This is a genomic window from Asanoa iriomotensis (assembly GCF_016862515.1).
In the GTDB taxonomy this organism is placed as follows: Bacteria; Actinomycetota; Actinomycetes; order Mycobacteriales; family Micromonosporaceae; genus Asanoa; species Asanoa iriomotensis.
The window spans coordinates 1-20,861 of record NZ_BONC01000083.1 but is presented as its reverse complement, the minus strand read 5'-3'; the positions used below and the strand labels follow the sequence as shown (position 1 = coordinate 20,861).

Here is a 20,861-nt window from a genome sequence, read left to right as displayed (position 1 = left end):
CCTCAGCCGTCGATGAGAAATCCTTTACGCGCGGCGGGCGGACGCGCGCACGGCCAGCCGCAGGACCAGCTCACGGTGCCGGCGCGGCGCCGTGCGGCTGTCCACGCCCGTGCGGTCGAGCTTGTTCCACCGGGCGGGCGCGTTGCGCCATTCCAGCCACAGCGCCCGGACGGTGACGGCCGACATGAACACGGAGAACACCACGACGGCGGGGAGCACGTAGAGGAAGCGCAGGTCGCGCCAGGCCCGGTCGAGGAGCACGGCGGCCACGACGTTGAGGGTCGCCACGCCGAGCCCGAACCAGAGCGCCAACGCGGGCGCGTCCGCGGGCAGCGGCGAGTGTCCGATGGCCACCAGCGCGAGCGCAGCGGTCAGGGCGAGCAGTTGCAGGGGTGGCACCGCGAGCATCGTGAACAGGTTGTAGACGAGGTAGGGGCCGAGCCGGCCGTGTCGGCGGCTGCCGACCAGCCCGCGGTGCACGCGCGCGGTCTGCACCAGGCCCCGGGTCCAGCGGATCCGCTGCCGCCACAGGCCGCGCAGCGTCGACGGGCACTCCGCGTAGACCAGGGCCCGGGGCCGGAACGCGATGGCGTGGCCGGCCGCGCGTACCCGCCAGGTCAGTTCCAGGTCCTCGCCTAGCAGCCCGGTGCGGAAGCCGCCGACCTCGTCGACGACCCGGCGCCGGAACGCGCCGCTGTTGCCGGAGACCACGGTGAGGCAGCCGAGCAGGGCGAGTGCCCGCCGGGCGAGCGCGGTGCCGTGGGTGAGCAGTGCGAGCAGCCGGGTCTGCAGGCGGTCGAGGTTGACCGGCGCGTCGTTGCCGCAGACGCCGCCGACCGAGGCGCTGGTGAAGCCGGCGAGCAGTTCGGCGATCGTCCGGCCGGTGAACAGCCCGTCGGCGTCAACGAAGCAGCAGATCTCGCCGTTGGCTGCCCGCAGACCGGCGTTGAGCGCCGCGGCCTTGCCACCGTTGGGCCTGGTCAGGACGGTCACCTCGGGCCGGTCGCCGAACGACCTCAGCACGTCCAGCGTCGCGTCGGTCGACCCGTCGTCGACGAGGACGACCTCCTTCCAGGGGTACGGGTCGGCGAGGATCGAGGCCACGCACCCGCCCACCACCCGCTCCTCGTTGTAGGCCGGCACGATCACCGACACCAGCGGCTCCGCCGAGTCGAAGGTCGCCGGGCGGCGGCGGCGCAGGTCGGCGGCCACCGCGAGCGGGTAGTGCAGGAGCTCCAGGTAGCCCAGCGCGACCAGCGGCAGGCCGACCACGAGCAGGACGGCGTGCAGCGCGTCGATCATGGATAGTCGGCCAGCAGCGCGTCGAGCACCTCGGGTGCGTGGCCGCTCAGGGCGCCGAAGCGGGCGTTGACCTCGAGCACGAGCGGCGTGCCGTCGGCGCGGCGGCGCACGTCGACGTCCACCGGACCGGTCAGCCCCAGCGTGGCCACGGCCGCGCGGGCGACGTCCGCCACGTCCGGGGCGGACTCACGCCGGACACTCACCGCGTTGCCCACGAGCCCTTGGCGCAGCAGGGTCTTGCGGAGCACGACGACGGTGTCCGCGTACAGGTCGACGGCGTACTCGGCGCCAGGCGCGTACTCCTGGAGGATGTGGTCGTCGTCCATCGGCGGCGGGAAGGCGCCGGGCGTGCCGTGCAGGCGGACGCCGCGCCCGCCCCGGCCGCGGCGCGGCTTGCTGAGGAAGGGCGACCCGAGCCGTTCGGGCTCGGGCCAGCCGGCCAGCAGGGTCCGCGGCACGGGCACGCCGGCCAGGTCGAGCAGGCGCGCGGTGCGCCACTTGTCGGCGGCCGCCGCGACGGCGGCGGGGGTGCCGACCACGATCCGCGGTCCGCCGGTGCGGCCGAGCGCGGCGGCCGCGAGCGGGGGCAGCTCCTCGGAGACCGTGGGCACCACGATGCCGGCCCGGTGGCGTGCGGCTGCCCGCAGCACCTCGGCGACGAAGCAGGGGTGGTCCGCGAACGGGACCGTCTCGACCTCCGGCGCGTCCGGCGCGGCGTCGACACCGGTGGCGGGGAACCCGCGTCGGGTGAGTGCGGCCAGCAGCGCCCGGCCGGCGGGTCCACCGGCACCGGTCACCAGGAAGCGCCTCACCGGTCACCGTCCTCGAACAGCGGGGCCGGCACGCGTACGGCCTCGAAGCCCTCGGCATGGTCGACCCGGCCCTGTCCGCCGCGGAAGGCGGCCAGCGCGCGCAACCGGCGGCCGTCCACATAGGGCTTGGCGCGCTGGTCACGGTGGACGGCGACCGAGCCGATCTTCGCGTCGAGCTGCTCGCCGATGTCCACGAACACGGTCGGCCGGAAGGACGACGTCGCGGACGGACTCTCGTAGCAGAGCACCGCGGGGTGGCAGCGGGCCGCCCGCAGCGTCGCCGCGTGCACGGCACGGTGGTCCTGGTGGTGGTCGTTCGCGGAGTGGGTGAAGACGATGTCCGGCCGGTGGCGGCGGATCGCGCGGTCGATCGCCTCGGCCATCGCGTTCTCGGCCGTGGCCAGCAGGGTGTCGGGATGGTCGAGCACCTCGACACTGGTCACGCCGACGAACCGGGCGCCCGCGGCCGCCTCGCCGGCCCGGGTCGCGGCGTCGCCGCCGCGTTCGCCCCGGGTCATCACCAGCACGTGCACCTCGTGCCCGGAGTCGACGAGCCGCACCAGCGTGCCGCCGCAGGCCAGCTCCAGGTCGTCGGGGTGGGCGCCGATCGCGAGCACCTGGCGGGGGAGACGGGCCGGCACGGCCGGGATCCGCAGCGCGTAACCGAGGCCGGCCACCCCGGAGAGCGCCACCACGGTCGCGACGAGGGTCACGGCGGCGCCGCCCGGGCCGGCCGGCCACGCGTTGGCCGGCACGAGCACCAGGGCGGCGGCCACCGTGGCCACCTGGAGGGAGCGGGGCCGGCGGAACCGGCGGCGGAGGGTCCGGTCGCCGCTGACGGCCGCGGTGGCCGTGCCGACGAGCACGACGAGCAGGAGCACCGACATGTCGACTGTCACACTTCGCAACGATCGGGTCGGCGCGTGAGACCGCGCTGAGAGATCGGTGAGAAGGCGTTTACGCGCCGCTTTGATGAGAACTTCCTCATCAACCCCTCACGGACGCATCACCTTGGTCGTGGACGCTGGTCTCCGTGAGCGCACAGAAGGTGGCCACCGGCCTGGGCGCGGTGGCATTCGCGGGGTTGCTGGTCGGCGTCGGTGCACCGGCGCTGCTGGGTCCCGATCCGGTGCCGGCCATCCAGATCGTGGTTCCGGCGGGCCAGGTCACCCAGGACGGCGGCGACAATGAGGCTGACCCGGCCGGCACCACCGGCGCGGGCCGGGCACCCAGCGGAGGCGACGATGACGTCGAGGACGACGCCGTTACCGGTCGATCCCCTGACGACGACGGTCGAGCTGACGACGACGCCGAAGAGGGCGACGACTGATCCGCCGGCCCGGCGCCGGTGGCGGCCGACCCTCGGGCTGCGGCTGCGGCTGCTCGGGTGGGCCCTCGCGTTGCTGGCGGTGGCGAGCCTGTCGTCGGTCGTGGTGATCCGCCAGGTGCTGCTCAACCAGCTCGAGAACCGGATCGCGTCCGACATGCGCCAGGAGGTGACCGAGTTCCGGCGCCTGGTGGGCGGGCAGAACCCCGCGACCGGGCGCCCGTTCGCCGGCGACCTGCGGGCGATCGCCGACACCTACCTGCTGCGCAACGAGCCGCAGACCGGCGAGGTGGTGCTGGTGTTCGTCGACGGCCGCTTCTACCGCGGCACCGAGCGGGCGCCGCACGACCTGGCCGGCGACACCGCGCTGGTCGCCGCGTGGACGGCGCTGACCGCGAGCGCGTACGGGCGGGTCGGCGACACCCCGGCCGGTTCGGCGCGCTGGCTCGCGGTGCCCGTGGTCATCGACGGCGCCGCCCGCGGCCACGTGGTGGTCGCCGAGTTCGGCGCCGAGCGGCGCGCCGAGATCGACCGCGCGGTGCGGTTGATGGCGCTGGCCTGCCTGTTGGTGATTGTGGTGGTCGCGGCCGGCGGTTACCTGGCGATGGGCCGGGCGCTGCGACCGCTGCGCACCGTGACCGAGACCGCCCGCACGATCGAGGAGGCCGACCTGTCCCGGCGCATCCCGGTGACCGGCAGCGACGAGGTGGCCGACCTGTCCCGCACGTTCAACGCCATGGTCGGCCGCCTGCAACGGGCGTTCGCCACCCAGCGTGCGTTCCTGTCCGACGCCGGCCACGAGCTGCGCACGCCGATCACGATCGTCAGGGGCCACCTCGAGCTGATGGGCGACGATCCGGCCGAACGCGCCGAGACGGTCGCCCTGGTCACCGACGAGCTCGACCGGATGAACCGCATGGTCGACGACCTGCTCATGCTGGCCAAGGCCGAGCAGCCCGACTTCGTGCAGCCGGCCGCCGTCGACGCCGCGGCGATCGTCACCGACGTGTTCGCCAAGGCCGTCGCCCTCGGCGAGCGCGACTGGCGGCTCGGCGTCGTCGAGCCGGTCGCGGTGTGGGCCGACCGGCACCGGCTCACCCAGGCGCTCATGCAGCTCGCCCAGAACGCCGTGCAGTTCACCGGCCCCGGCGACCGCATCGAGCTGTTCGTCCGGGCCGGCCCCGGCCGGGTGCTGATCGGGGTCACGGACACCGGCGTCGGCATCGCGGCGGCGGACCGCGAGCGCATCTTCGAGCGCTTCAGCCGCGGCGAGCACGGCCGGCAACGCGCCGAGGGCGCCGGGCTCGGCCTGGCCATCGTGTCGGCCATCGCCCAGGCACACCGGGGCACGGTCGCCGTCGACAGCGTCCCGGGCGCTGGGTCCACCTTCACCCTCGTCCTGGCGCCGGCGCCGTGAACCGCGTCCTGATCGCCGAGGACGAGCCGCGGATCGCCTCGTTCCTGACCAAGGGCCTGCGGGCCGCCGGCTACGTCACGACCGTGGTGACCAACGGCGTCGACGTCGCCGCCGGCGCCCGCAGCGGCGAGTTCGACCTGCTCATCCTCGACCTCGGGCTGCCGGGCCAGGACGGGCTCACCGCGCTCGCGCAGATCCGCGCCCGCGGCGAGCGCCTGCCGGTGATCGTGCTGACCGCCCGCGACGCCGTGCCCGACCGGATCACCGGCCTGGACGGCGGCGCTGACGACTACATGACCAAGCCGTTCAGCTTCGACGAGCTGCTGGCCCGGGTGCGCGCCCGGCTCCGCGAGCGCGGCCACGACACGCCCGCCACCGTGCGGGCGGCCCGGGTCCAGCTCGACCTGATCCGGCGGATCGCCACGGTCGACGGGCGCCGGGTCGAGCTGACCGCCCGCGAGTTCCTGCTGGCCGAGATCCTGATCCGGCACTGCGGCCAGGTGCTCTCCCGCGAGCAGCTGCTCGACCGGGTCTGGGGGCTCGCGCACGACCCGGGCTCCAACATCGTCGACGTCTACATCGGCTACCTGCGCCGCAAGCTCGGCGCCGACCTGATCCAGACGGTCCGGGGCGTCGGCTACCGGCTCGCCGAGTGAACCCAGGTGCGGAAGCCGTCCCGCCAGCTCGGGTACTTCGGCGTCCAGGCCAGCTCGGCGCGGGCCTTCGCGTTCGAGGCGCCGCGGGCCTGCGTCATCTGCGTGACGATGAACTCGCCGGCCAGCAGGCGGCCGAGCCAGACGGGCAGGCGCATCGGCGGCTTCGCGCCCACGAGGTCGGCCAGGTAGGGCAGCCACTCCGAGACCGGCGCCGGCTCGTCGTCGACGACGTTGTAGACACCGGGCGGGCCGCCCTCGACCGCGGCCTGAGCGGCGCTGGCGGCGTCGAACGTCTCGATGAACGACCAGACCCCGGTGCCGCCGCCGATGATCGGCAGCTGCCGCTTGCGTACACCCTCGACGAACTGGTCCGAAGCCCCTGGACCGTAGAACGTGCCGTACCGCAGGACCAGACCTTCCGGCACGGACTCCGGCACGACGCGGTCCAGGTACCGGATCGCCGCCATCGCCTCCACCGCCGACGGCACCGGCCGCGGGTCCAGCGGGTCGTCCTCGGTCTTGACCATGGTGCCGGTGCGGGCGTAGATGAAGTTGTGGCCCTGCGCGACGACCCGGCGCGCGCCGACCTCCTTGGCCGCGGCCAGCAGGTTGTCGGTGCCGCGGGTGCGCAGCGCGCTGGTGGCGGCGAACTCCTGGTCGACGTGGCGCAACCGCCCCATCTCGGACAGCGCGGTCATCTGGTGCACGATCACCTCGGGCTCGGCGGCCCGCACGGCCGCGATCACCCCGTCGCGGTCCAGGCCGTCGACGACGACCGGCTCGGCACCGGCCGCGCGCAGCCCGTCGACCTTGCCCGGCGACCGCGTGGTGGCGGTGACCTGGTGACCTGAACCGACCAGTCCGGGCACGAGGTGCCTGCCGACCGCACCCGTCGCACCGGTGACGAAAACTCGCATGACTCCGTCCTCCTTTCCCTCTACGACGAGGCGGACGGGAGAAATGTCAGGCCCAGCGGCCCTGGCTGATGGACGCGAACATCGACGTGTACGCGTAGATCCACCACGGTTCCTCGCCGAGCCGGGCGAGGGTGGCAATGAGCTGCGCCGGGCTGCATTCCTCGTACGCGTAGCCGGCCGACTCGACGATCTCCGCCACCGGGCGACTGTCGGGTCCGGTCACGTCGCGGTGCCCGTGCAGCGGCTCGCCCAGGGCCAGCGCGGCCAGGCCGCGGGCGACGTCCTCGCGGGCGACCAGCGACACGCGGGCGTCGCCGGCCGGCAGCGCGACGGTGCCGTCGACGGCCACCTGCCGGACGAGGCCGAGGAAGAACTCCGTGAACAGGCCGGCCCGCGCGATGGAGTAGGGGCGGTCGCCGGCGCGCAGGAGGCGTTCGGTGTCGCCGTTGGTGTAGGCGTAGCAGAACGGTGAGTCCATCGCCACGTCGAGGCCGCTGAGCGCCACGATGTGCCCGACCTCGCGGGCGGCCGCCAGCACGTTGCGGTGGTGGTTGACCACCCTGGCCGCCTCGCCGTCGCTGGAGACGAAGACCAACGTGCGCGCGCCGTCGAACGCGGCGCGCAACGCCGCCGGGTCGTCGTAGGGCGCCGTCCGGCTGGACAGCGCCACCACGTCGTCCCGGCCGGCCTCCGCCAGCAGCTCGACGACGCGGCCGCCGATCCGACCCGTGCCGCCGGTGACCGCGATCATCGGCTCAGCCTGCCAGCACCAGCTCGGCCGACTCGAGCAGGGTCTGCCGGACCAGGTCGTCCGGCACGTCGCCGAGGGTCGTGCCGGCGGTCAGCGCGGTGCGGAGCAGCTCGAGCACCGCGATCGCGCGGATCCGGTCGACCGCCGACGGTGCCGGGCCGGCGAGCCAGTCGCGCAGCCGCGTGTTGGTCTCGACGACGTCGCCGATCAGTGGCGCGATCGCCGGCAAGATGCCCGCCGCGTCGCGGAGGAACAGGTTGGCCACCGCACGGTGCGCCAGCATCGTGTCGACGCAGCGGCGCAGGATCCGGTGCACGTCGGCCGGCGTGCGCGGGCCGGACTCCGCGTCCGTGACGATGTCGCGCCACTGCGTGAGCAACGGCTGGACGACGGCGAGCAGAAGGTCCTGTTTGGAGGGAAAGTGGTAGTAGAGCGACGCCTTCGTGATGCCGACCCGGTCGGCGATCTCGCGCAGGCTCGCCGCCGCGTAGCCACGGTCGGTGAACAGGGCCAACGCCTGCTCGCGGATCCGGTCCCGGGTAGCGCCGACCACGTACATCACGACCTCCGGAAACCTGTTGTAACCGGCCTGACTCGCGGCTGACTTCGGTGCTCAGCCGGCTCTCAGCTCGGTCCGCAGAGAATAACCGCGCGCGCGGGGTGGCGCGCTTGTCATAGAATTCCGTCTACCGGGCGGCAGGTTGTTGGGGGGAACGATGTTCGAACGGTTGGCGAGGTTCGTCGTCTACAAGCGATGGTGGGTCATCGCGGCGTGGCTGGTGGCGGCGGCCGCCGCAGTGGCTTTCGCGCCGTCGTTGAAGACCACGTCGGATCAGGCGAACTTCCTGCCGAACAGCTACGAGTCGATCCAGGCCACCGAGATCGCGCAGAGTGCGTTCGGCCAGACCGACGGCGCCACCGCGACCATCGTGGTCCGGCGGTCCGACGGCGGCCAGCTGACCGAGGCCGACCAGGCCACCGTCGGCAAGCTCGCCGAGACGATCTCCGGTGCCGGCATCGACAAGGTCAGCGGCGCGTTCACCGCGCCGCAGGCGGTCTCGCCCAACAAGCTGGTCCAGCTCGTCACCGTGGGTCTCGGCGACAACCCGCAGGACCCGACGCTGACCGCGGCGATCGAGAGCATCCGGTCCGCGAGCGATCCGGTGCTCGCCAACACCGGCCTGGAACGCCTGGTCACGGGCGACATCGCGATGTACGCCGACAACGAGGACGCCTTCAACAACGCGCTGGTCATCGTCGGCATCGCCACGTTCCTGCTGATCGTGGTCCTGTTGCTGATCATCTACCGCAGCCCGCTCGCCGCGATCCTGCCGCTCGTCACCGTCGGCATCGTTACCGTGGTCTCCACCGGTCTGATCGCGACGATGGCCGACGTCTTCGGGCTCGACGCGGACCCGTCGATCGAGATCATCCTGACCATCGTGTTGTACGGCGTTGGCACCGACTACATCCTGTTCCTGCTCTTCCGGTTCCGCGAACGGCTGCGCGCCGGCGACGAGACGAAACCCGCGCTGGTCACCTCGGTGAGCCGGGTCGGCGAGGTCATCGCGTCCGCGGCCGGGGCCATCGTGATCGCGTTCCTCGCGCTGCTGCTCGCCGTCTTCGGCGCGTTCCGCAGCCTCGGCCCGGCGCTGGCGATCGCGGTCGTGGTGATGGGTCTCGCCGCCGTCACGCTGGTCCCGGCGATCGTCTCGCTGATCGGCACCGCGGTGTTCTGGCCGTCGAAGAGCTGGAAGAAGACCCCGAAGGGCACCACCTTCCAGCGGCTCGGGCGGTTCACCGGCCGGCGGCCGGCGGTGGTCGCGCTGATCTCCGGCGGGCTGATGGTCGCGCTGGCCAGTGGCGCGTTCTTCATGAAGACCGACTACGACCAGAACGCGCAGCTACCCAGCGGCACGGAGTCGGCCGAGGGCTACGAGGCGCTGCAGGCGGGCTTCCCGGCCGGTGCGCTGGCGCCGACGCAGGTGATCGTCAGGTCCGACAGCGGCGCCCGGATCGACCCGGCGACGCTGTCCGGGCTCGCCGACCGGTTGCGGGCGGTTCCCGGCGTGGGCAGCGTCATGCCCGGGCCCGAGGGCAGTCCGGCCACGCTGAACCAGGACGGCACAGTGGCGCGGGTCGACCTGCTGCTGGCGGGCAGCCCGTACTCGAACGAGGCGCTCGCCCTCGCGGGCGGCGAGCTGCGCGACGTCGCCCACGCGGCGACGCCGCCGGGCACGACGGCCTACGTGGGCGGTCTCAGCTCCATCTTCGCCGACGTGAAGAAAGCCAACGACCGCGACCTGCGGGTCATCTTCCCGGTCGCCGGCCTGCTGATCGCGGTGATCCTCGCGCTGCTGCTGCGCAGCCTGGTCGCGCCGCTCTACCTGATCGTCGCGGTCGTGCTCGGCTTCTTCGCGACGCTCGGCGCCACGGTGTTCGCGTTCCAGGGCATCGGCGATCGGCCCGGGCTGTCGTTCACGCTGCCGATCATCCTCTATCTGTTCGTGGTCGCGATCGGCACCGACTACAACATCCTGATGATCGCCCGACTACGCGAGGAGGCGCGGCTCGGCAACGACCCGCGCACGGCCGCCGACCTCGCCATCGAGCACGCCGGCCCGTCGGTGGGCGCGGCGGGCCTGATCCTGGCCGGCACGTTCGCCTCGATGCTGCTGGCCGGCATCTCCTTCCTCATGGAGATGGGCTTCTCGGTCTCCGTCGGCATCCTCATCTCGGCCTTCGTGATGGCGATGTTCCTCGTGCCGAGCGTGACCGCGCTGGTGGGCCGCCGAGCCTGGTGGCCCGGCCACGCCGACACGGCGCCGGCGGCGGAGCCCGAGCGCGACCTTGCCTACTCTGGGCGACCCAGCTCCGACTGACCGTCGATATCGAAGAAGGCGCCGGCATTCGCCGGCGCCTTCTTCGTGTTCGCCACCGCCAACGCATTGACAGCGGTCAGGAAACCTGGGACAACTCTCAGATCATTCGCACCTTCGAGGCAAGAGAAAGGCTGTATAAGACATGAACTTCCTCTTCGCCGTCATCATCGGCGCTGTTATCGGTGCGGCCGGTGGTTTCGCGCTCAAGAGCCGGCAGGCCAACGCGCTGTGGATGGCACCGGCGCTGGCTGTGGCCGGCGCGCTGGTGGCGGCGGTTCTGGCACTGCTTTTCGGCGACGACCGGCAATACGGCTGGAAGGAAATCCTGCTGCAGATCGTCCTGGCGATCGCCGGCGTCGCGGTGACGTACTACCTCGGCACCCGTAAGCCCGCCGACACGGCGGCGACGCCCGCTCCGTAACGCAGGTGGCGGTCCGCCGAAAGGCGGACCGCCACACTTCTTTCACCAGGACACGACCTCGTTGTTGACCGGTGGATCGCCGGGCAGCCGCCCGACGGAGAGCACCGCCCCGTCGCGGTCGAGCGCCTCGAAGGTCAGACCCGGGTCATCGGGCGCGTCGACGAGTGCGGCGTCGTCGGCCACGCTCGCGGTGTCGACGACGGTGCCGGCCCGCATCACCCGCACGGTCGTCGCACCCGCGGGCACGACGACGAGAACGGATGCGCTCTCGCCGAGACGGATCGGCACGACCGTGTCCGGGCCGATCGGGTTCTGGGCCGACCAGCGCCGCAGACCGACGGCCTGTGCGCCACCGGACGTCTCGCCGTCGTAGGTGACATCCAGCCCGATCTGCCAGCCGCCGCGCACGTACGGCGCGGCGGTCAGCACCGCGGTGCCGTCAAACGGTCCGTTGGCGTCGGGCTTCGCGCCGCTTATGCGGCCGCCCCAGAGGACCCGGGTCGGCCCGGTCAGGATGTTGGCGCCGTCCGGCTCCGCGAACCGGACGACCTCCCGCGCCGATTCGAGATCGACCTTGCCCCGCGCGCCGACCAGGGCGGCGTCGAGCGTCTCCGCGCGCAGCGGTGTTTTCCGCGTCAGCCGCGTCGCGGGCCGCTCGTCCTTGACGACGCCGTCACAGACCACCCGCCACCATTCCGGGCGCTCGGTGCCGGCCGCGCGGATCAGGTAGGAACCGGTGGGTTCGGGCCGCCACGCGTCGACGTCCGGCAGGGGAGCGGACTCGACGACGCAGCCGTCCGGAGCGAGCGCCACCGTGGCATCAGCTTGGACCTTGCCGCTGAGCCCGGACATCACCTCGAACGGCTCCAGCCCGTCCCCGCCGCCGGCGATCGACAGCGGATCGGCCAGCTCCGTCGCCGGCGCGCCGGCCCGGGCCACGAGCCAGGCGCTGGAGTTGGCCCACGACGTGGCCGGGTCGGGCGTCGCGAGGTGGAACGCGACGAACGCCACGCGGGCGCCGCCGATGTCGTCGAGGTAGAGGACGTTCACCTCGCTGACCGGCGCCGTCACCCGGAACGCACCCGCCCGCTGGTGCTCGGCGACCATGCGCTCCAGCTCGGCGACGTAGGCGGGCTCGGCCGAGCCGACCGCTCCGCGCACCGGACTGTTCCGCAGGCGTTCGGCCCAGGCGTTGACGGACTGCGTCCGATCGATGTCGGCGGCGGTCGGGCCTTCGCGGTCCAGGGTCGGCACGACCGCCCCGACCGCCGTGACCGCCGCCAGGGCGAGTCCGGCGGCGAGTCCACGCTGTCGCTGGACCCGGCGATGCCGCGTCCGCAGGCGGCCGTACGGATCCGGCGCCGGCCGCACGCCGTCGGCCAGGTCGGTGAGCGCGTCATGGACGCGTTCGTCCACCGTCATCGCAGGCTTCCCTTCGTGAGTTCGGGTGTGTCGAGGGCTGCCCGCAGCCGGGCCAGGCCGCGCGACGCGTGGCTTTTCACGGTGCCGACCGGCCAGCCCAACATCGCCGCGACCTCGGCCTCGGGCAGGTCGTCGAGGTACCGGAGGACGACTACGACCCGGGTGCGCGGCGGCAGCCCGCGCAGCGCGTCGGCGAGCGCCTGGCGCCGTACCACCGTGTCCGCGGTGTCATCCCCGGCGGGCTCGGGCGGTGTGGCACCCACGATCTCCCGGGACCGCACCCGGTGCCACATGCTGATGTGCTGGTTGGCCATCGTGCGACGCAGGTAGGCGAGCGGATCCTCCACCTTGCGCCAGCGCCGCATCACCTTGAGCAGCGCGGACTGCACCAGGTCCTCCGCGTCGTGCGCGGAACCGGTGAGCAGGTAGGCGATCCGCAACAGGTCGCCGTACCGCAGATCCACGAACTCCCTGAAGTCCTCCGCCACCCGCACTCCTTCTGGCCGTCGATATCTAGCCAGACCCGAACGGCACCGGAAACGTTGCGGTGGCGGCGGACGTTCTCAGTCGTTGGGTGGTGCGGCGTAGACCTCGTGGGTGAACTCGGCGACCTGGTGCTCGCTGAGGTGGGTGGCGAGGTCGGCTTCGCTGATCATCCCGACCAGCCGGTGGTCGCGGATGACCGGCAGACGGCGGATCGCGTGGGACTCCATCAGCGAGAGCACCTGGTCGACGTCCGCGTCCGCGTCGACCCAGACCGGTGCGCCGGCCGCGAGCTCCCGCGCCCGGATGTCCCGCGGGTCCTTACCGTCCGCGAGGCAGTGCACGACGATGTCGCGGTCGGTGACGATTCCCCGCAGGCGGTCGTCGTCCCCGCAGACGGGGAGGGCGCCGACATGCAGGTCCCGCATCCTGACCGCCGCGGTCTGCAGGGTGTCGTCGGTGGCGACGCACTCCACACCCTCGTGCATGATCTGGCTTGCCGTGGTCATGATCCTGCTCCCTCCGCGCTGCGGTGTCCGGGCGGCGTCCCGCCCCGCCCACCGTCTTCCCACCCGGCGTCGATAGTCACCACGCGCGCGGGCATCAACCGCCGCGCTCGAAACGGGAGTCCCGTCCGACCCCACGGGGAAGGGGACTACCGGCACCCGGGCCCAGGGCCGGATGACCCTGCGCGGCCGCGGTGGGACGCGGTTGACTCGAGGTGTCACCAGGAGTCGGAGGAGGCACCCCATGCACGCCCGCCCGATCGTCGTCGGATACGACGCCTCGCCCGACGCGCGCGCTGCCCTGCGCTGGGCGCTCGACGAGGCCGACCGGGAGTCGCTGCCGGTCAAGCTCGTGCACGCGTTCGACTGGTACGTCGGCCCGGCACTGTTCGCACCCGGGCCGAGCAGGTGGCCCGACACCGAGGCACGCGCCGACATCAAGGCGATGCTGGAGTTCGCCGCCGACGACGCCCGCAGGACGCATCCGGGCGTGGCGGTCAGCACCGAGGTCATGGACGGGCCCGCGCAGGTCTGCCTGCGGGACGTGTCGGCCGACGCCTCGACGGTCGTCCTGGGTGGTCGCGGCACCGGCGGGTTCGCCGAGTTGCTGATCGGTTCGACGGCCGTGGCCGTCTCCACGCGGGCGCACTGCCCCGTGGTGGTCGTGCGGGCCGGGGCAGGCGAGGCGTCGGGCGACGTGGTCGTCGGCTTCGACGGGTCGCCCTGCGCCCACCTCGCCCTGCGGTACGCGTTCGAACGCGCCGCCGCCACCCGGGCGCCGTTGCGGATCATCCAGACGTGGCAGCCGCCGCCGACCCGGTACTACCTGGAGACCGTCGACCACGACATCCGCGTCGACCTGGACCGGCTGGCCGCGGACGGGAAACAGCAGTTTCCGGAGGTGTCCGTGTCGACGGAGTTGCACGTGGGCGGCGCCGCCGCGCATCTGGTCGCCGCCAGCGCGGACGCCCGGTTGGTGGTGGTCGGCTCCCGCGGCCGGGGCACGATCGGCGGCGCTTTCCTCGGGTCGGTCGGCCAGGAGCTGATCCACCACGCGCACTGCCCGGTGGCGATCGTGCGGGAGGTGCCGGCGAGCCAGGTGGTGCCGGTGTGAACGAGACGAGGAAGGCGTTGCGGGACGCGGTGTCGGCGTCGTTGTTCGCACCGTCCATCTTGAACACCCAGCCGTGGCACTGGCGGTTGCGGGACGCGTGCCTGGAGTTGAGCCGCGACCCGGACCGGCGGTTGGCGGCGATCGATCCGACCGGCCGGATGGTGATGGTCAGCTGCGGCACCGCCCTGCACCACGCGCGGGTGATCCTCCAGGCGCGCGGGTACGCCGTCGAGGTGCGCCGGCTGCCGGCGGGCAGCGCCGCCGAACCGCTCGCCGTCGTCGAGCCGACCGGGCCGGCGCCCGTCGCACCGCCGGACGTCGAGATGGCGGCGGCGATCCGCCACCGGCGCAGCGACCGCCGGCCCATCGCCGCCACCAGCCGCGTCGACGACGGCACCATCGCCGCACTCGACGACGCGGCCGCCCGCGAGGGGTGCGCGCTGTTCCGGATCGGTGACACCGAACGTCCCTACCTCGGTGCGGCCGTGGCGGAGGCGCAGCGGACCGAGGGGTCCGACCCCGCGTACCGGCGCGACCTGGCCGCGTGGACGGTGCGCCGCCCGCCCGGCGGTGGCGTCTCGTTCGAGAGCCTCGTCGCGGCGGTGGCGCGGCCGGTTGCCGTGCGCGACTTCGCCGGTGACGGTGAAACCGGGCTGTTCGCCGGGTTCGGCGACGACCGCTTCGCGGACTACCTGATCGTCGGCACGCCCGCCGACACCGGGCTCGACCAACTCCGGGCCGGCGAGGCGACCAGCGCGGTCTGGCTCACGGCGACGGCCCGCGACCTGGCGATGTCGGTGATGAGCGACGTCGTGGAGGTCCCCGCGACCCGCGCCTCGCTCGACGGCCTGCTGGCCGGCCGGGCGCGACCCCAACTGGTCCTGCGCACCGGCATCCAGGGCCAGCCTGTTCCGCCACCGCCGGCCAGCCACCGCGAACTGCGCGACGTGCTGGACGAGTAACCGCGAGGAGGTCACCCGTGAAGGCACTCGTGTTCGGTGGTCCCGGCCAACGCGCCTGGACCGACGTGCCCGACGCCACCGTCGTCGAACCCACCGACGCGGTCATCCGCGTCGACACCGTCACGATCTGCGGCACCGACCTGCACATCCTGGGCGGTGACGTGCCGGCCGTCCAGAAAGGACGGACCCTCGGCCACGAAGCCGTCGGGACCGTCGTGGCGGTCGGCGCGGCGGTGACGACCATCCGGCCCGGCGACCGCGTGCTGGCGTCCTGCATCTCGGCCTGCGGCCGCTGCCGGTTCTGCCGCGAGCAACGCTACGGCCAGTGCACCGGTGGCGGCGGCTGGATCCTCGGTCACCTCGTCGACGGCGTGCAGGCACAGTACGCGCGGCTGCCCTTCGCCGACCTGTCCACCTACAAGCTGCCGCCCGGCGTCTCCGCCGAGGCGGCCGTCCTGCTGGCCGACATCCTGCCCACCGCCTACGAGGTCGGCATCCTCAACGGCGCCGTCCGGCCGGGCGACACCGTCGCCGTGGTCGGCACCGGCCCGATCGGGCTCGCCGCGATCGTGACCGCGAAGCTCTTCTCACCCGCGCACATCGTCGCGGTCGACAAGGCGGACAGCCGGCTGGAGGCGGCCAAGCAGCTAGGCGCCGACGTGCTGGTCCGTGCCGACGGCAACCCGCTGGAGACGGTGCGGGCGCTCACCGACGGCCTCGGCGCCGACGTGGCCATCGAGGCGGTCGGCGTCCCGGCCACGTTCGAGCTGTGCGCGGCTATGGTCCGTCCCGGCGGCCGGGTGGCGAACATCGGCGTGCACGGCAAGCCGGCCACCCTCCACCTCGAGGACCTCTGGATCCGCGACGTGACCATCACGACCGGTCTGGTCGACACGTACTCGACCGCCACGTTGCTGACCATGGTCGAGTCGGGCCAGCTCGACCTGGGCCAGATCGTGACGCACCGCTTCGCCCTCGACGAGATCATGACCGCGTACGACGTCTTCGCCCGGCCCGCCGAGACCGGCGCGCTGAAAGTCGTCCTCTCCAGCGAGGCGCCGGCTTGACCCGACGTCAGGGCGTACCTGCGGAACCTTCCGGTGTTCGCCGGGCGGCTACCGGTGTCAGGCGCGGCGGAAGGCGCGCACCGCCAGCGGGACGAAGATCAGCAGCAGGCCGGCCAGCCAGGCCAGGGTCTGCAGGGCCGGCGTGGTCGGCGGCGGGCTGCCGATGGTGAGGCCGCGCACCGCGTCGACCGCCAGGCTCATCGGGTTGACCTCCGCGAACGCGCGCACCGCGCCCGGCATGGTCTCGACCGGCACGAACGCCGACGACGCGAAGGTCAGCGGGAACACCCAGATGAAACCCGCCGACTGCGCGGTCTCCGGGTTCTTCACCGACAGGCCGACCCAGGCGCTGATCCACGAGAACACGTACGAGAAGCCGAGCACGATCAGGAACGCGAGCGCCAGCTTCCAGGCCGGCTCCGACGGGCGGAAGCCCACCGCCACGCCGACCGCGGCCATCACCACCAGCGTGAGGACGTTGATCACCAGGTCGGCCGCCGTCCGCCCGAACAGGACGGCCGCGCGGGACATCGGCAGCGAGCGCAGCCGGTCGACCACGCCGGCGGCCAGGTCCTCGGTGAGGCCGATGCCCGTGATCAGCGCGCCGAACACCGCGGTCTGCACGATGATGCCGGGCATCAGGAAGTTGACGTACGAGGTCGAGCCCGTGTCGATCGCACCGCCGAAGATGTAGCGGAAGAGCAGCACGAAGATGACGGGCTGGACGAACGCGAAGACGATGTAGACCGGGCGGCGCAGCGTCTTGCGGAGCTGGCGGACCGCCAGCACCTGGCTGTCGCGCAGGACGGCGCCGAACGAGAGCCGCTGGCGTCCCCCGCGGGTGACGATCCCGAGCCGGTCGGTGTCGATGCTCATACGGCAACCTCCGGTGCGGCCTTGGCGGCTTCGGCGCCTTCGGCGGTGTGGCCGGTCAGTGCCAGGAAGACGTCGTCCAGGCTCGGTTGGGTCAGCTGCACCACGGTCACGGGCAGGCCCTTGGCGTCGAGGCGACGGATCGCCTCCGCCGACGCGTCGGCCCGGGACACCCGCAGGACGAGCTCAGCAGCAGGCACATCCCGTTGTACGGAGGTGCCGGCGGCCGTCAGATCGGCCAGCACGGCCTCCGCGGCGGACAGGTGGGCGGGATCGGCCAGGCGCACCCGCAGCACGTCGGTGCCGGCGCCGGACTTCAGCTCGGCCGGCGTGCCCTCCGCGATCACCTTGCCGGCGTCGATCACCGCGATGCGCTGGGCGAGCCGGTCGGCCTCCTCCAGGTACTGCGTGGTCAGCAGCACGGTGGTGCCGGTCGTGCGGAGCTCGTCGACGATCGTCCACAGCTCCTGCCGCGACCGGGGGTCGAGCCCGGTGGTCGGCTCGTCGAGCAGCAGCACCGGCGGCCGCCCGGTCAGGCTCGCCGCGAGGTCGAGCCGGCGCCGCATGCCGCCCGAGTAGGTGCTCACCCGCCGGTTCGCCGCCTCGGTCAGCTCGAAACGCTCCAGGATCTCCGCGGCGCGCCGGCGCGCCTCGGCCCGCGGCAGGCGGTAGAGCAGGCCGACCATCTCCAAGTTTTCCCGGCCGGTCAGCTCCGCGTCGACCGCGGCGAACTGCCCGGCCAGCCCGATCGCCAACCGCACCGCGAGCGGTTCGCGCAGCACGTCGTGGCCGAGCACGCGGGCCTGCCCGCGATCCTGTCTCAGCAGCGTCGACAGCACCCGGATCAGCGTGGTCTTGCCCGCGCCGTTGGGCCCGAGCAGGCCGAACACGGTGCCGGCGGCCACGGTGAGCCGCAGACCGTCGAGGGCGACCACCTTGCCGTACGACACGGCCAGGTCCTCGACCTCGACCGCCGGGTGTGGATCAGCGTTCGTCATGTGCCCCTCCCAGGCACATGCCTAGCAGGTCGCGCCCGGCGCCGGTGTCCCTCGTCCGGTCTCGATACCTAATCGAGCACCCGGGTGGCCAGCAGGAAAACACCGACGGACATCGCGGCGAGCAGGAGGTGGAGGGAAAAACCGCCGACGTTGCTGGAGCGGCCGCGCCAGGTGACCGGGAAGCGGCTCGGCGCGACGCGCCTGGCCATCCGGACGATCACGGCCGAGGAGACGTTGGCGAGGAAGGACAGCACCGCGAGGTACGGCAGCGGCGGGTTGCCCAGGTTCTTGGCGGCCGTGAACCACATCGCGCCGAACACGAGCAGCGCGGACCAGAATGACAGCTTCATCCACTTCGCACACCACCGCGCCCGGCGGTCGCGTACGCGGTCATCGGCCGTGATCGTCACCGGGACTGACCCGGCGGTTGGGTCGGCTTGTTCGGGTTCGGCGCCTTCGTGGCCTTGTTGGCGTTCGGCGCCTTCGTGGGCTGGTTCGCGTTCGGCGACTTCGTCGCCTTCGCCGGCTTCGACGGCTGGCCCGTGCCGTGGTTGCGGCCCCAACCGTTGCCGTTCCCGGCGCCGGCCGGACCGGTGGGTTGCGGAGTAGCGGTCGGCGTGCCGCCCGGCGGCGGCTGCGGTGCCTGGGTCGGCTGCTCGTTGACCACGCCGCCCGGGCGGGTCGGCCCGTGCGGGTCGGAGGCCGGCGGCTTGTCCGGCCCCGGGACCGGGAGCGTGCCCATCGCGGCCGCGACCGCGAGCCCGCCGCCGGCCAGCACCGCACCGGCGACCGCGACCTTCACCGCCAGCGCCCGGCCCACCAGCGCCCGACCCACCAGCCTGGCACGTCGAGGAGGAGCCGACTCGACCTGGCGGGCGGCGCGGAACGCCGCCACCGCGGCCTCCTCGCCGCGCAGTTCCGCCGGCTGTGCGGGCGCCCGCAGCGCGGCCAGGGCCGGCGGCAGCGGACCGCCGTCCAGCATCCGGTCGAGGTCGGCGTCGTCGAGCGGGTCACGCATGGCGTTGCTCCAGTGTTTCGGCGAGCCGGCGCAGCCCGCGGTAGGCGGCCGTGCGTACCGCGCCGGCACGTTTGCCCAGCACCTTGCCGGCGCTCTCGGCGTCGAGCCCGACCACCACGCGCAGCAGCACCGCCTCGGCCTGGTCGCGCGGCAGGGTCGCGATCAGCGCGAGCGCCCGCTCGGTGCCAATCGCGTCGGCGGCCGCGTCCGCGGTGTCGGCGGTGCCGGCGAGCGCCGCCAGGTGCGCCTCGGCGGCCACCGTCTCGGGGCGCCGCCGGGTGCGTCGCAGGTGGTCGAGGGCGCGGTGCCGGCCGACGGTCACGCACCAGGCCCGGAAGCCGGCCAGGTCGCCGCGGAAGGACGTCAGGTCGCGGCACACCTGCAGCCAGGTCTCGGAGGCCACGTCGTCGGCGTCGGCACCGACCAGCACCCGCAGGTAACGCAGCAACCCGGGATGAACCTCCCGGTAGAGGGCGCGGAACGCCTCCTCGTCGCCGGCCAGGGCGGCGTGCAACGGGTCGAAAGGTATGTGGCGTGTCAGGCCCTCGTCGCCCGGATCCGGCGGCGAGGGGCGCCGCGAGGTTACGACCACGACATGCCGCGGGAGAGGTCGTACGGCATCGAACGATCCCTCCCGAGTGGCAGCCGGTCGCAGGGTGACGATTCCACCACAACGGCCGGCGCACAACCCGGGGTGCCCGGCGGCGCCCCACCGCCTGGCGTTCGAGGGACCGCTCCTCCCGTCGACCCCGGGTCGTGCGCCACCTCCTACGACGCCTACAGCGCCGCCGGGGCGAAAAACGTCACACCAGATGTGCGGGGTCGGGCAACTGACCGCGGACGGCCGGGTCGCGGTAGACCGCCAGCGCCCAGAACAGCAGCGCCATGCCCATCGCGCCGGCGTCCGGTGTCCCGACCGCGCGCTCGCCGACGTAGGAGGCCCGGCCCATCCGCGGCGACAGGTCGGCGGTCGCCCGGGCGTGGTCGAACGCCTGGTTCGCCACCATCGTCCAGTCGACCGGCGGCCGGGCCGCGTGCAGGTCGTCCAGGGTCGGGCCGAGGCAGTCCAGCATCGTCCGGTCGCCGACCTTGGCCTCGCCGACCCGGGAGATCGCCGCGGTGCCCGCGTCGAACCCGGCGATCAGCGCGGCGTCGCCGTCGCCGCCCTGGTCGAGGCTCGCGCCCACGTCGTTGAAGAGCAGGCCGATCAGCGGGCCGCTGGTGCCGCCGACCTCGTCCAGGAAATACGTCGCGGCGGTCTCGAACTCGCCGGCCAGGTCGGCGTCGTCCGGGATGCGGGCCACCGCGCCGCGCAGGCCTTCCCGCAGGTTGTCGCCGTAGTCGCCGTCGCCGGCCGCCTGGTCCAGCCGCGTCAGCTCGCGGTAGGCCTGCTCGGCGGCGTCCAGGTAGAGGTTCATCAGCATGGCGGCCTCACCTCCGCAGCCCGGCGGTCCACGCGGGCGCGTCGAACAGCGTGGTCCACCCGCCGGACGGGAGCGCCTCGACCGCCGGTTCGAGCATCGTCATGGTGATCGAGAAACCCTTCATGTCCAGAGCGGGCGTGTACGGGCCGACCAGGCTGCGCTCCACCGCGATGTCCCGGGCGGCGAGTGCGTCGACGGCCTCCGCGAACACGTTGTAGAGCTCGATGTAGGTGGTGCCGCCGAGCCCGTTGACGAACAGGAACACGGACCGGCCGCCGGGCAGGTGGCCGAGCACGTCGTCGACCATGCGCTCCACGAGATCCTCCAGCGGCGGCCGGGGGATCGTGTGCTGTGCGCGCTCGCCGTGGATGCCGACGCCGTACTCGAGCTGCCCGGGTCCGAGGTCGAAGCCCGGCTCGCCGGTGACCGGCGACGTCTGCGCCAACGACGCGACCGCGAGGCTCCGCGACCGGCCGACCAGGGTCTCGCCGAGCGCGACCAGCTCGTCG

24 protein-coding genes are annotated in these 20,861 nt (G+C 73.1%); 8 read left to right on the top strand and 16 right to left on the bottom strand.

Features of this window, described 5'->3' with window-relative positions; all coding sequences use genetic code 11:
* Positions 1-24: 24 nt before the first annotated feature.
* Genes Air01nite_RS35630 through Air01nite_RS35620 form a run of 3 tightly spaced genes read right to left on the bottom strand, consistent with a single transcriptional unit; the run spans position 25 to position 3,013 of the window.
* On the bottom strand, positions 25-1,302 hold the full coding sequence (locus Air01nite_RS35630) for a glycosyltransferase family 2 protein (protein ID WP_203707794.1): 1,278 nt from the start codon (positions 1,300-1,302) through the stop codon (positions 25-27).
* Positions 1,299-2,114 carry an ATP-grasp domain-containing protein gene (locus tag Air01nite_RS35625; protein ID WP_203707793.1) on the bottom strand — a complete coding sequence of 272 codons (816 nt, stop codon included), beginning with the start codon at positions 2,112-2,114 and terminating at the stop codon, positions 1,299-1,301. The genes Air01nite_RS35630 and Air01nite_RS35625 overlap by 4 nt, the downstream gene beginning before the upstream one ends.
* Positions 2,111-3,013 (bottom strand): PIG-L deacetylase family protein, encoded by a 903-nt coding sequence (locus tag Air01nite_RS35620; RefSeq protein ID WP_203707792.1) that lies wholly within the window; start codon positions 3,011-3,013, stop codon positions 2,111-2,113. The genes Air01nite_RS35625 and Air01nite_RS35620 overlap by 4 nt, the downstream gene beginning before the upstream one ends.
* Before the next feature lie 134 nt (positions 3,014-3,147).
* Here Air01nite_RS35620 and Air01nite_RS35615 point away from each other — a divergent pair, with 134 nt between their 5' ends.
* The 3 genes from Air01nite_RS35615 to Air01nite_RS35605 are packed head-to-tail and all read left to right on the top strand — an operon-like array spanning position 3,148 to position 5,514.
* On the top strand, positions 3,148-3,444 hold the full coding sequence (locus Air01nite_RS35615) for a hypothetical protein (RefSeq protein ID WP_203707791.1): 297 nt from the start codon (positions 3,148-3,150) through the stop codon (positions 3,442-3,444).
* A complete protein-coding gene (locus tag Air01nite_RS35610) occupies positions 3,359-4,858 on the top strand; it encodes a sensor histidine kinase (protein WP_203707790.1) in 1,500 nt (499 codons plus the stop codon). Before Air01nite_RS35615 ends, Air01nite_RS35610 begins: the two co-directional genes overlap by 86 nt.
* Positions 4,855-5,514 carry a response regulator transcription factor gene (locus Air01nite_RS35605; RefSeq protein WP_203707789.1) on the top strand — a complete coding sequence of 220 codons (660 nt, stop codon included), beginning with the start codon at positions 4,855-4,857 and terminating at the stop codon, positions 5,512-5,514. The genes Air01nite_RS35610 and Air01nite_RS35605 overlap by 4 nt, the downstream gene beginning before the upstream one ends.
* Here the strand turns inward: Air01nite_RS35605 and Air01nite_RS35600 are convergent.
* The 3 genes from Air01nite_RS35600 to Air01nite_RS35590 are packed head-to-tail and all read right to left on the bottom strand — an operon-like array spanning position 5,496 to position 7,741.
* Positions 5,496-6,431: an NAD-dependent epimerase/dehydratase family protein gene (locus Air01nite_RS35600; protein ID WP_203707788.1), complete on the bottom strand. Its 936-nt coding sequence runs from the start codon at positions 6,429-6,431 to the stop codon at positions 5,496-5,498. The genes Air01nite_RS35605 and Air01nite_RS35600 overlap by 19 nt on opposite strands.
* A gap of 46 nt (positions 6,432-6,477) precedes the next feature.
* A complete protein-coding gene (locus Air01nite_RS35595; protein ID WP_203707787.1) occupies positions 6,478-7,182 on the bottom strand; it encodes an SDR family oxidoreductase in 705 nt (234 codons plus the stop codon).
* A gap of 4 nt (positions 7,183-7,186) precedes the next feature.
* Positions 7,187-7,741 carry a TetR/AcrR family transcriptional regulator gene (locus Air01nite_RS35590; RefSeq protein ID WP_239091201.1) on the bottom strand — a complete coding sequence of 185 codons (555 nt, stop codon included), beginning with the start codon at positions 7,739-7,741 and terminating at the stop codon, positions 7,187-7,189.
* A 157-nt stretch (positions 7,742-7,898) separates the two neighbouring features.
* Here Air01nite_RS35590 and Air01nite_RS35585 point away from each other — a divergent pair, with 157 nt between their 5' ends.
* Positions 7,899-10,064, top strand: a complete 2,166-nt coding sequence (locus tag Air01nite_RS35585) for an MMPL family transporter (protein WP_203707785.1) — start codon at positions 7,899-7,901, stop codon at positions 10,062-10,064.
* Positions 10,065-10,206: 142 nt separating this feature from the next.
* The gene (locus Air01nite_RS35580) at positions 10,207-10,485 is read left to right on the top strand and encodes a hypothetical protein (RefSeq protein ID WP_203707784.1); all 279 of its coding nucleotides are present in this window, start codon (positions 10,207-10,209) and stop codon (positions 10,483-10,485) included.
* Positions 10,486-10,527: 42 nt separating this feature from the next.
* On the opposite strand, the gene Air01nite_RS35575 is transcribed toward Air01nite_RS35580, so the two are convergent.
* The 3 genes from Air01nite_RS35575 to Air01nite_RS35565 all read right to left on the bottom strand — a co-directional run bounded on the left by Air01nite_RS35575 (position 10,528) and on the right by Air01nite_RS35565 (position 12,899).
* Complete coding sequence (locus Air01nite_RS35575; RefSeq protein ID WP_203707783.1) at positions 10,528-11,907, bottom strand: hypothetical protein; 1,380 nt, start codon at positions 11,905-11,907, stop codon at positions 10,528-10,530.
* The gene (locus Air01nite_RS35570) at positions 11,904-12,395 is read right to left on the bottom strand and encodes a SigE family RNA polymerase sigma factor (RefSeq protein WP_308440005.1); all 492 of its coding nucleotides are present in this window, start codon (positions 12,393-12,395) and stop codon (positions 11,904-11,906) included. Before Air01nite_RS35570 ends, Air01nite_RS35575 begins: the two co-directional genes overlap by 4 nt.
* A gap of 75 nt (positions 12,396-12,470) precedes the next feature.
* Complete coding sequence (locus Air01nite_RS35565; RefSeq protein ID WP_203707781.1) at positions 12,471-12,899, bottom strand: CBS domain-containing protein; 429 nt, start codon at positions 12,897-12,899, stop codon at positions 12,471-12,473.
* A 241-nt stretch (positions 12,900-13,140) separates the two neighbouring features.
* Here Air01nite_RS35565 and Air01nite_RS35560 point away from each other — a divergent pair, with 241 nt between their 5' ends.
* Genes Air01nite_RS35560 through Air01nite_RS35550 form a run of 3 tightly spaced genes read left to right on the top strand, consistent with a single transcriptional unit; the run spans position 13,141 to position 16,039 of the window.
* A complete protein-coding gene (locus tag Air01nite_RS35560; protein WP_203707780.1) occupies positions 13,141-14,010 on the top strand; it encodes a universal stress protein in 870 nt (289 codons plus the stop codon).
* Complete coding sequence (locus Air01nite_RS35555) at positions 14,007-14,972, top strand: Acg family FMN-binding oxidoreductase (RefSeq protein ID WP_203707779.1); 966 nt, start codon at positions 14,007-14,009, stop codon at positions 14,970-14,972. The genes Air01nite_RS35560 and Air01nite_RS35555 overlap by 4 nt, the downstream gene beginning before the upstream one ends.
* Positions 14,973-14,989: 17 nt before the next feature.
* Positions 14,990-16,039 (top strand): zinc-dependent alcohol dehydrogenase family protein, encoded by a 1,050-nt coding sequence (locus Air01nite_RS35550; RefSeq protein WP_203707778.1) that lies wholly within the window; start codon positions 14,990-14,992, stop codon positions 16,037-16,039.
* 57 nt (positions 16,040-16,096) lie between these two features.
* Here the strand turns inward: Air01nite_RS35550 and Air01nite_RS35545 are convergent, their stop codons facing one another.
* The 7 genes from Air01nite_RS35545 to Air01nite_RS35515 all read right to left on the bottom strand — a co-directional run.
* Positions 16,097-16,915: an ABC transporter permease gene (locus tag Air01nite_RS35545; RefSeq protein WP_203707777.1), complete on the bottom strand. Its 819-nt coding sequence runs from the start codon at positions 16,913-16,915 to the stop codon at positions 16,097-16,099.
* Positions 16,912-17,910 carry an ATP-binding cassette domain-containing protein gene (locus Air01nite_RS35540; RefSeq protein ID WP_203707776.1) on the bottom strand — a complete coding sequence of 333 codons (999 nt, stop codon included), beginning with the start codon at positions 17,908-17,910 and terminating at the stop codon, positions 16,912-16,914. The genes Air01nite_RS35545 and Air01nite_RS35540 overlap by 4 nt, the downstream gene beginning before the upstream one ends.
* A gap of 68 nt (positions 17,911-17,978) precedes the next feature.
* Complete coding sequence (locus Air01nite_RS35535) at positions 17,979-18,260, bottom strand: hypothetical protein (protein WP_203707775.1); 282 nt, start codon at positions 18,258-18,260, stop codon at positions 17,979-17,981.
* A gap of 56 nt (positions 18,261-18,316) precedes the next feature.
* The gene (locus Air01nite_RS35530; RefSeq protein ID WP_203707774.1) at positions 18,317-18,928 is read right to left on the bottom strand and encodes a hypothetical protein; all 612 of its coding nucleotides are present in this window, start codon (positions 18,926-18,928) and stop codon (positions 18,317-18,319) included.
* Entirely contained in the window at positions 18,921-19,442 is a 522-nt protein-coding gene (locus Air01nite_RS35525) for an RNA polymerase sigma factor (RefSeq protein WP_239091200.1), read from the bottom strand. Before Air01nite_RS35525 ends, Air01nite_RS35530 begins: the two co-directional genes overlap by 8 nt.
* Positions 19,443-19,731: 289 nt before the next feature.
* The gene (locus tag Air01nite_RS35520; RefSeq protein ID WP_203707773.1) at positions 19,732-20,352 is read right to left on the bottom strand and encodes a DAK2 domain-containing protein; all 621 of its coding nucleotides are present in this window, start codon (positions 20,350-20,352) and stop codon (positions 19,732-19,734) included.
* A gap of 7 nt (positions 20,353-20,359) precedes the next feature.
* Positions 20,360-20,861 (bottom strand): dihydroxyacetone kinase subunit DhaK (locus Air01nite_RS35515; protein WP_203707772.1); only part of this gene is annotated, 502 nt, incomplete at its 5' end.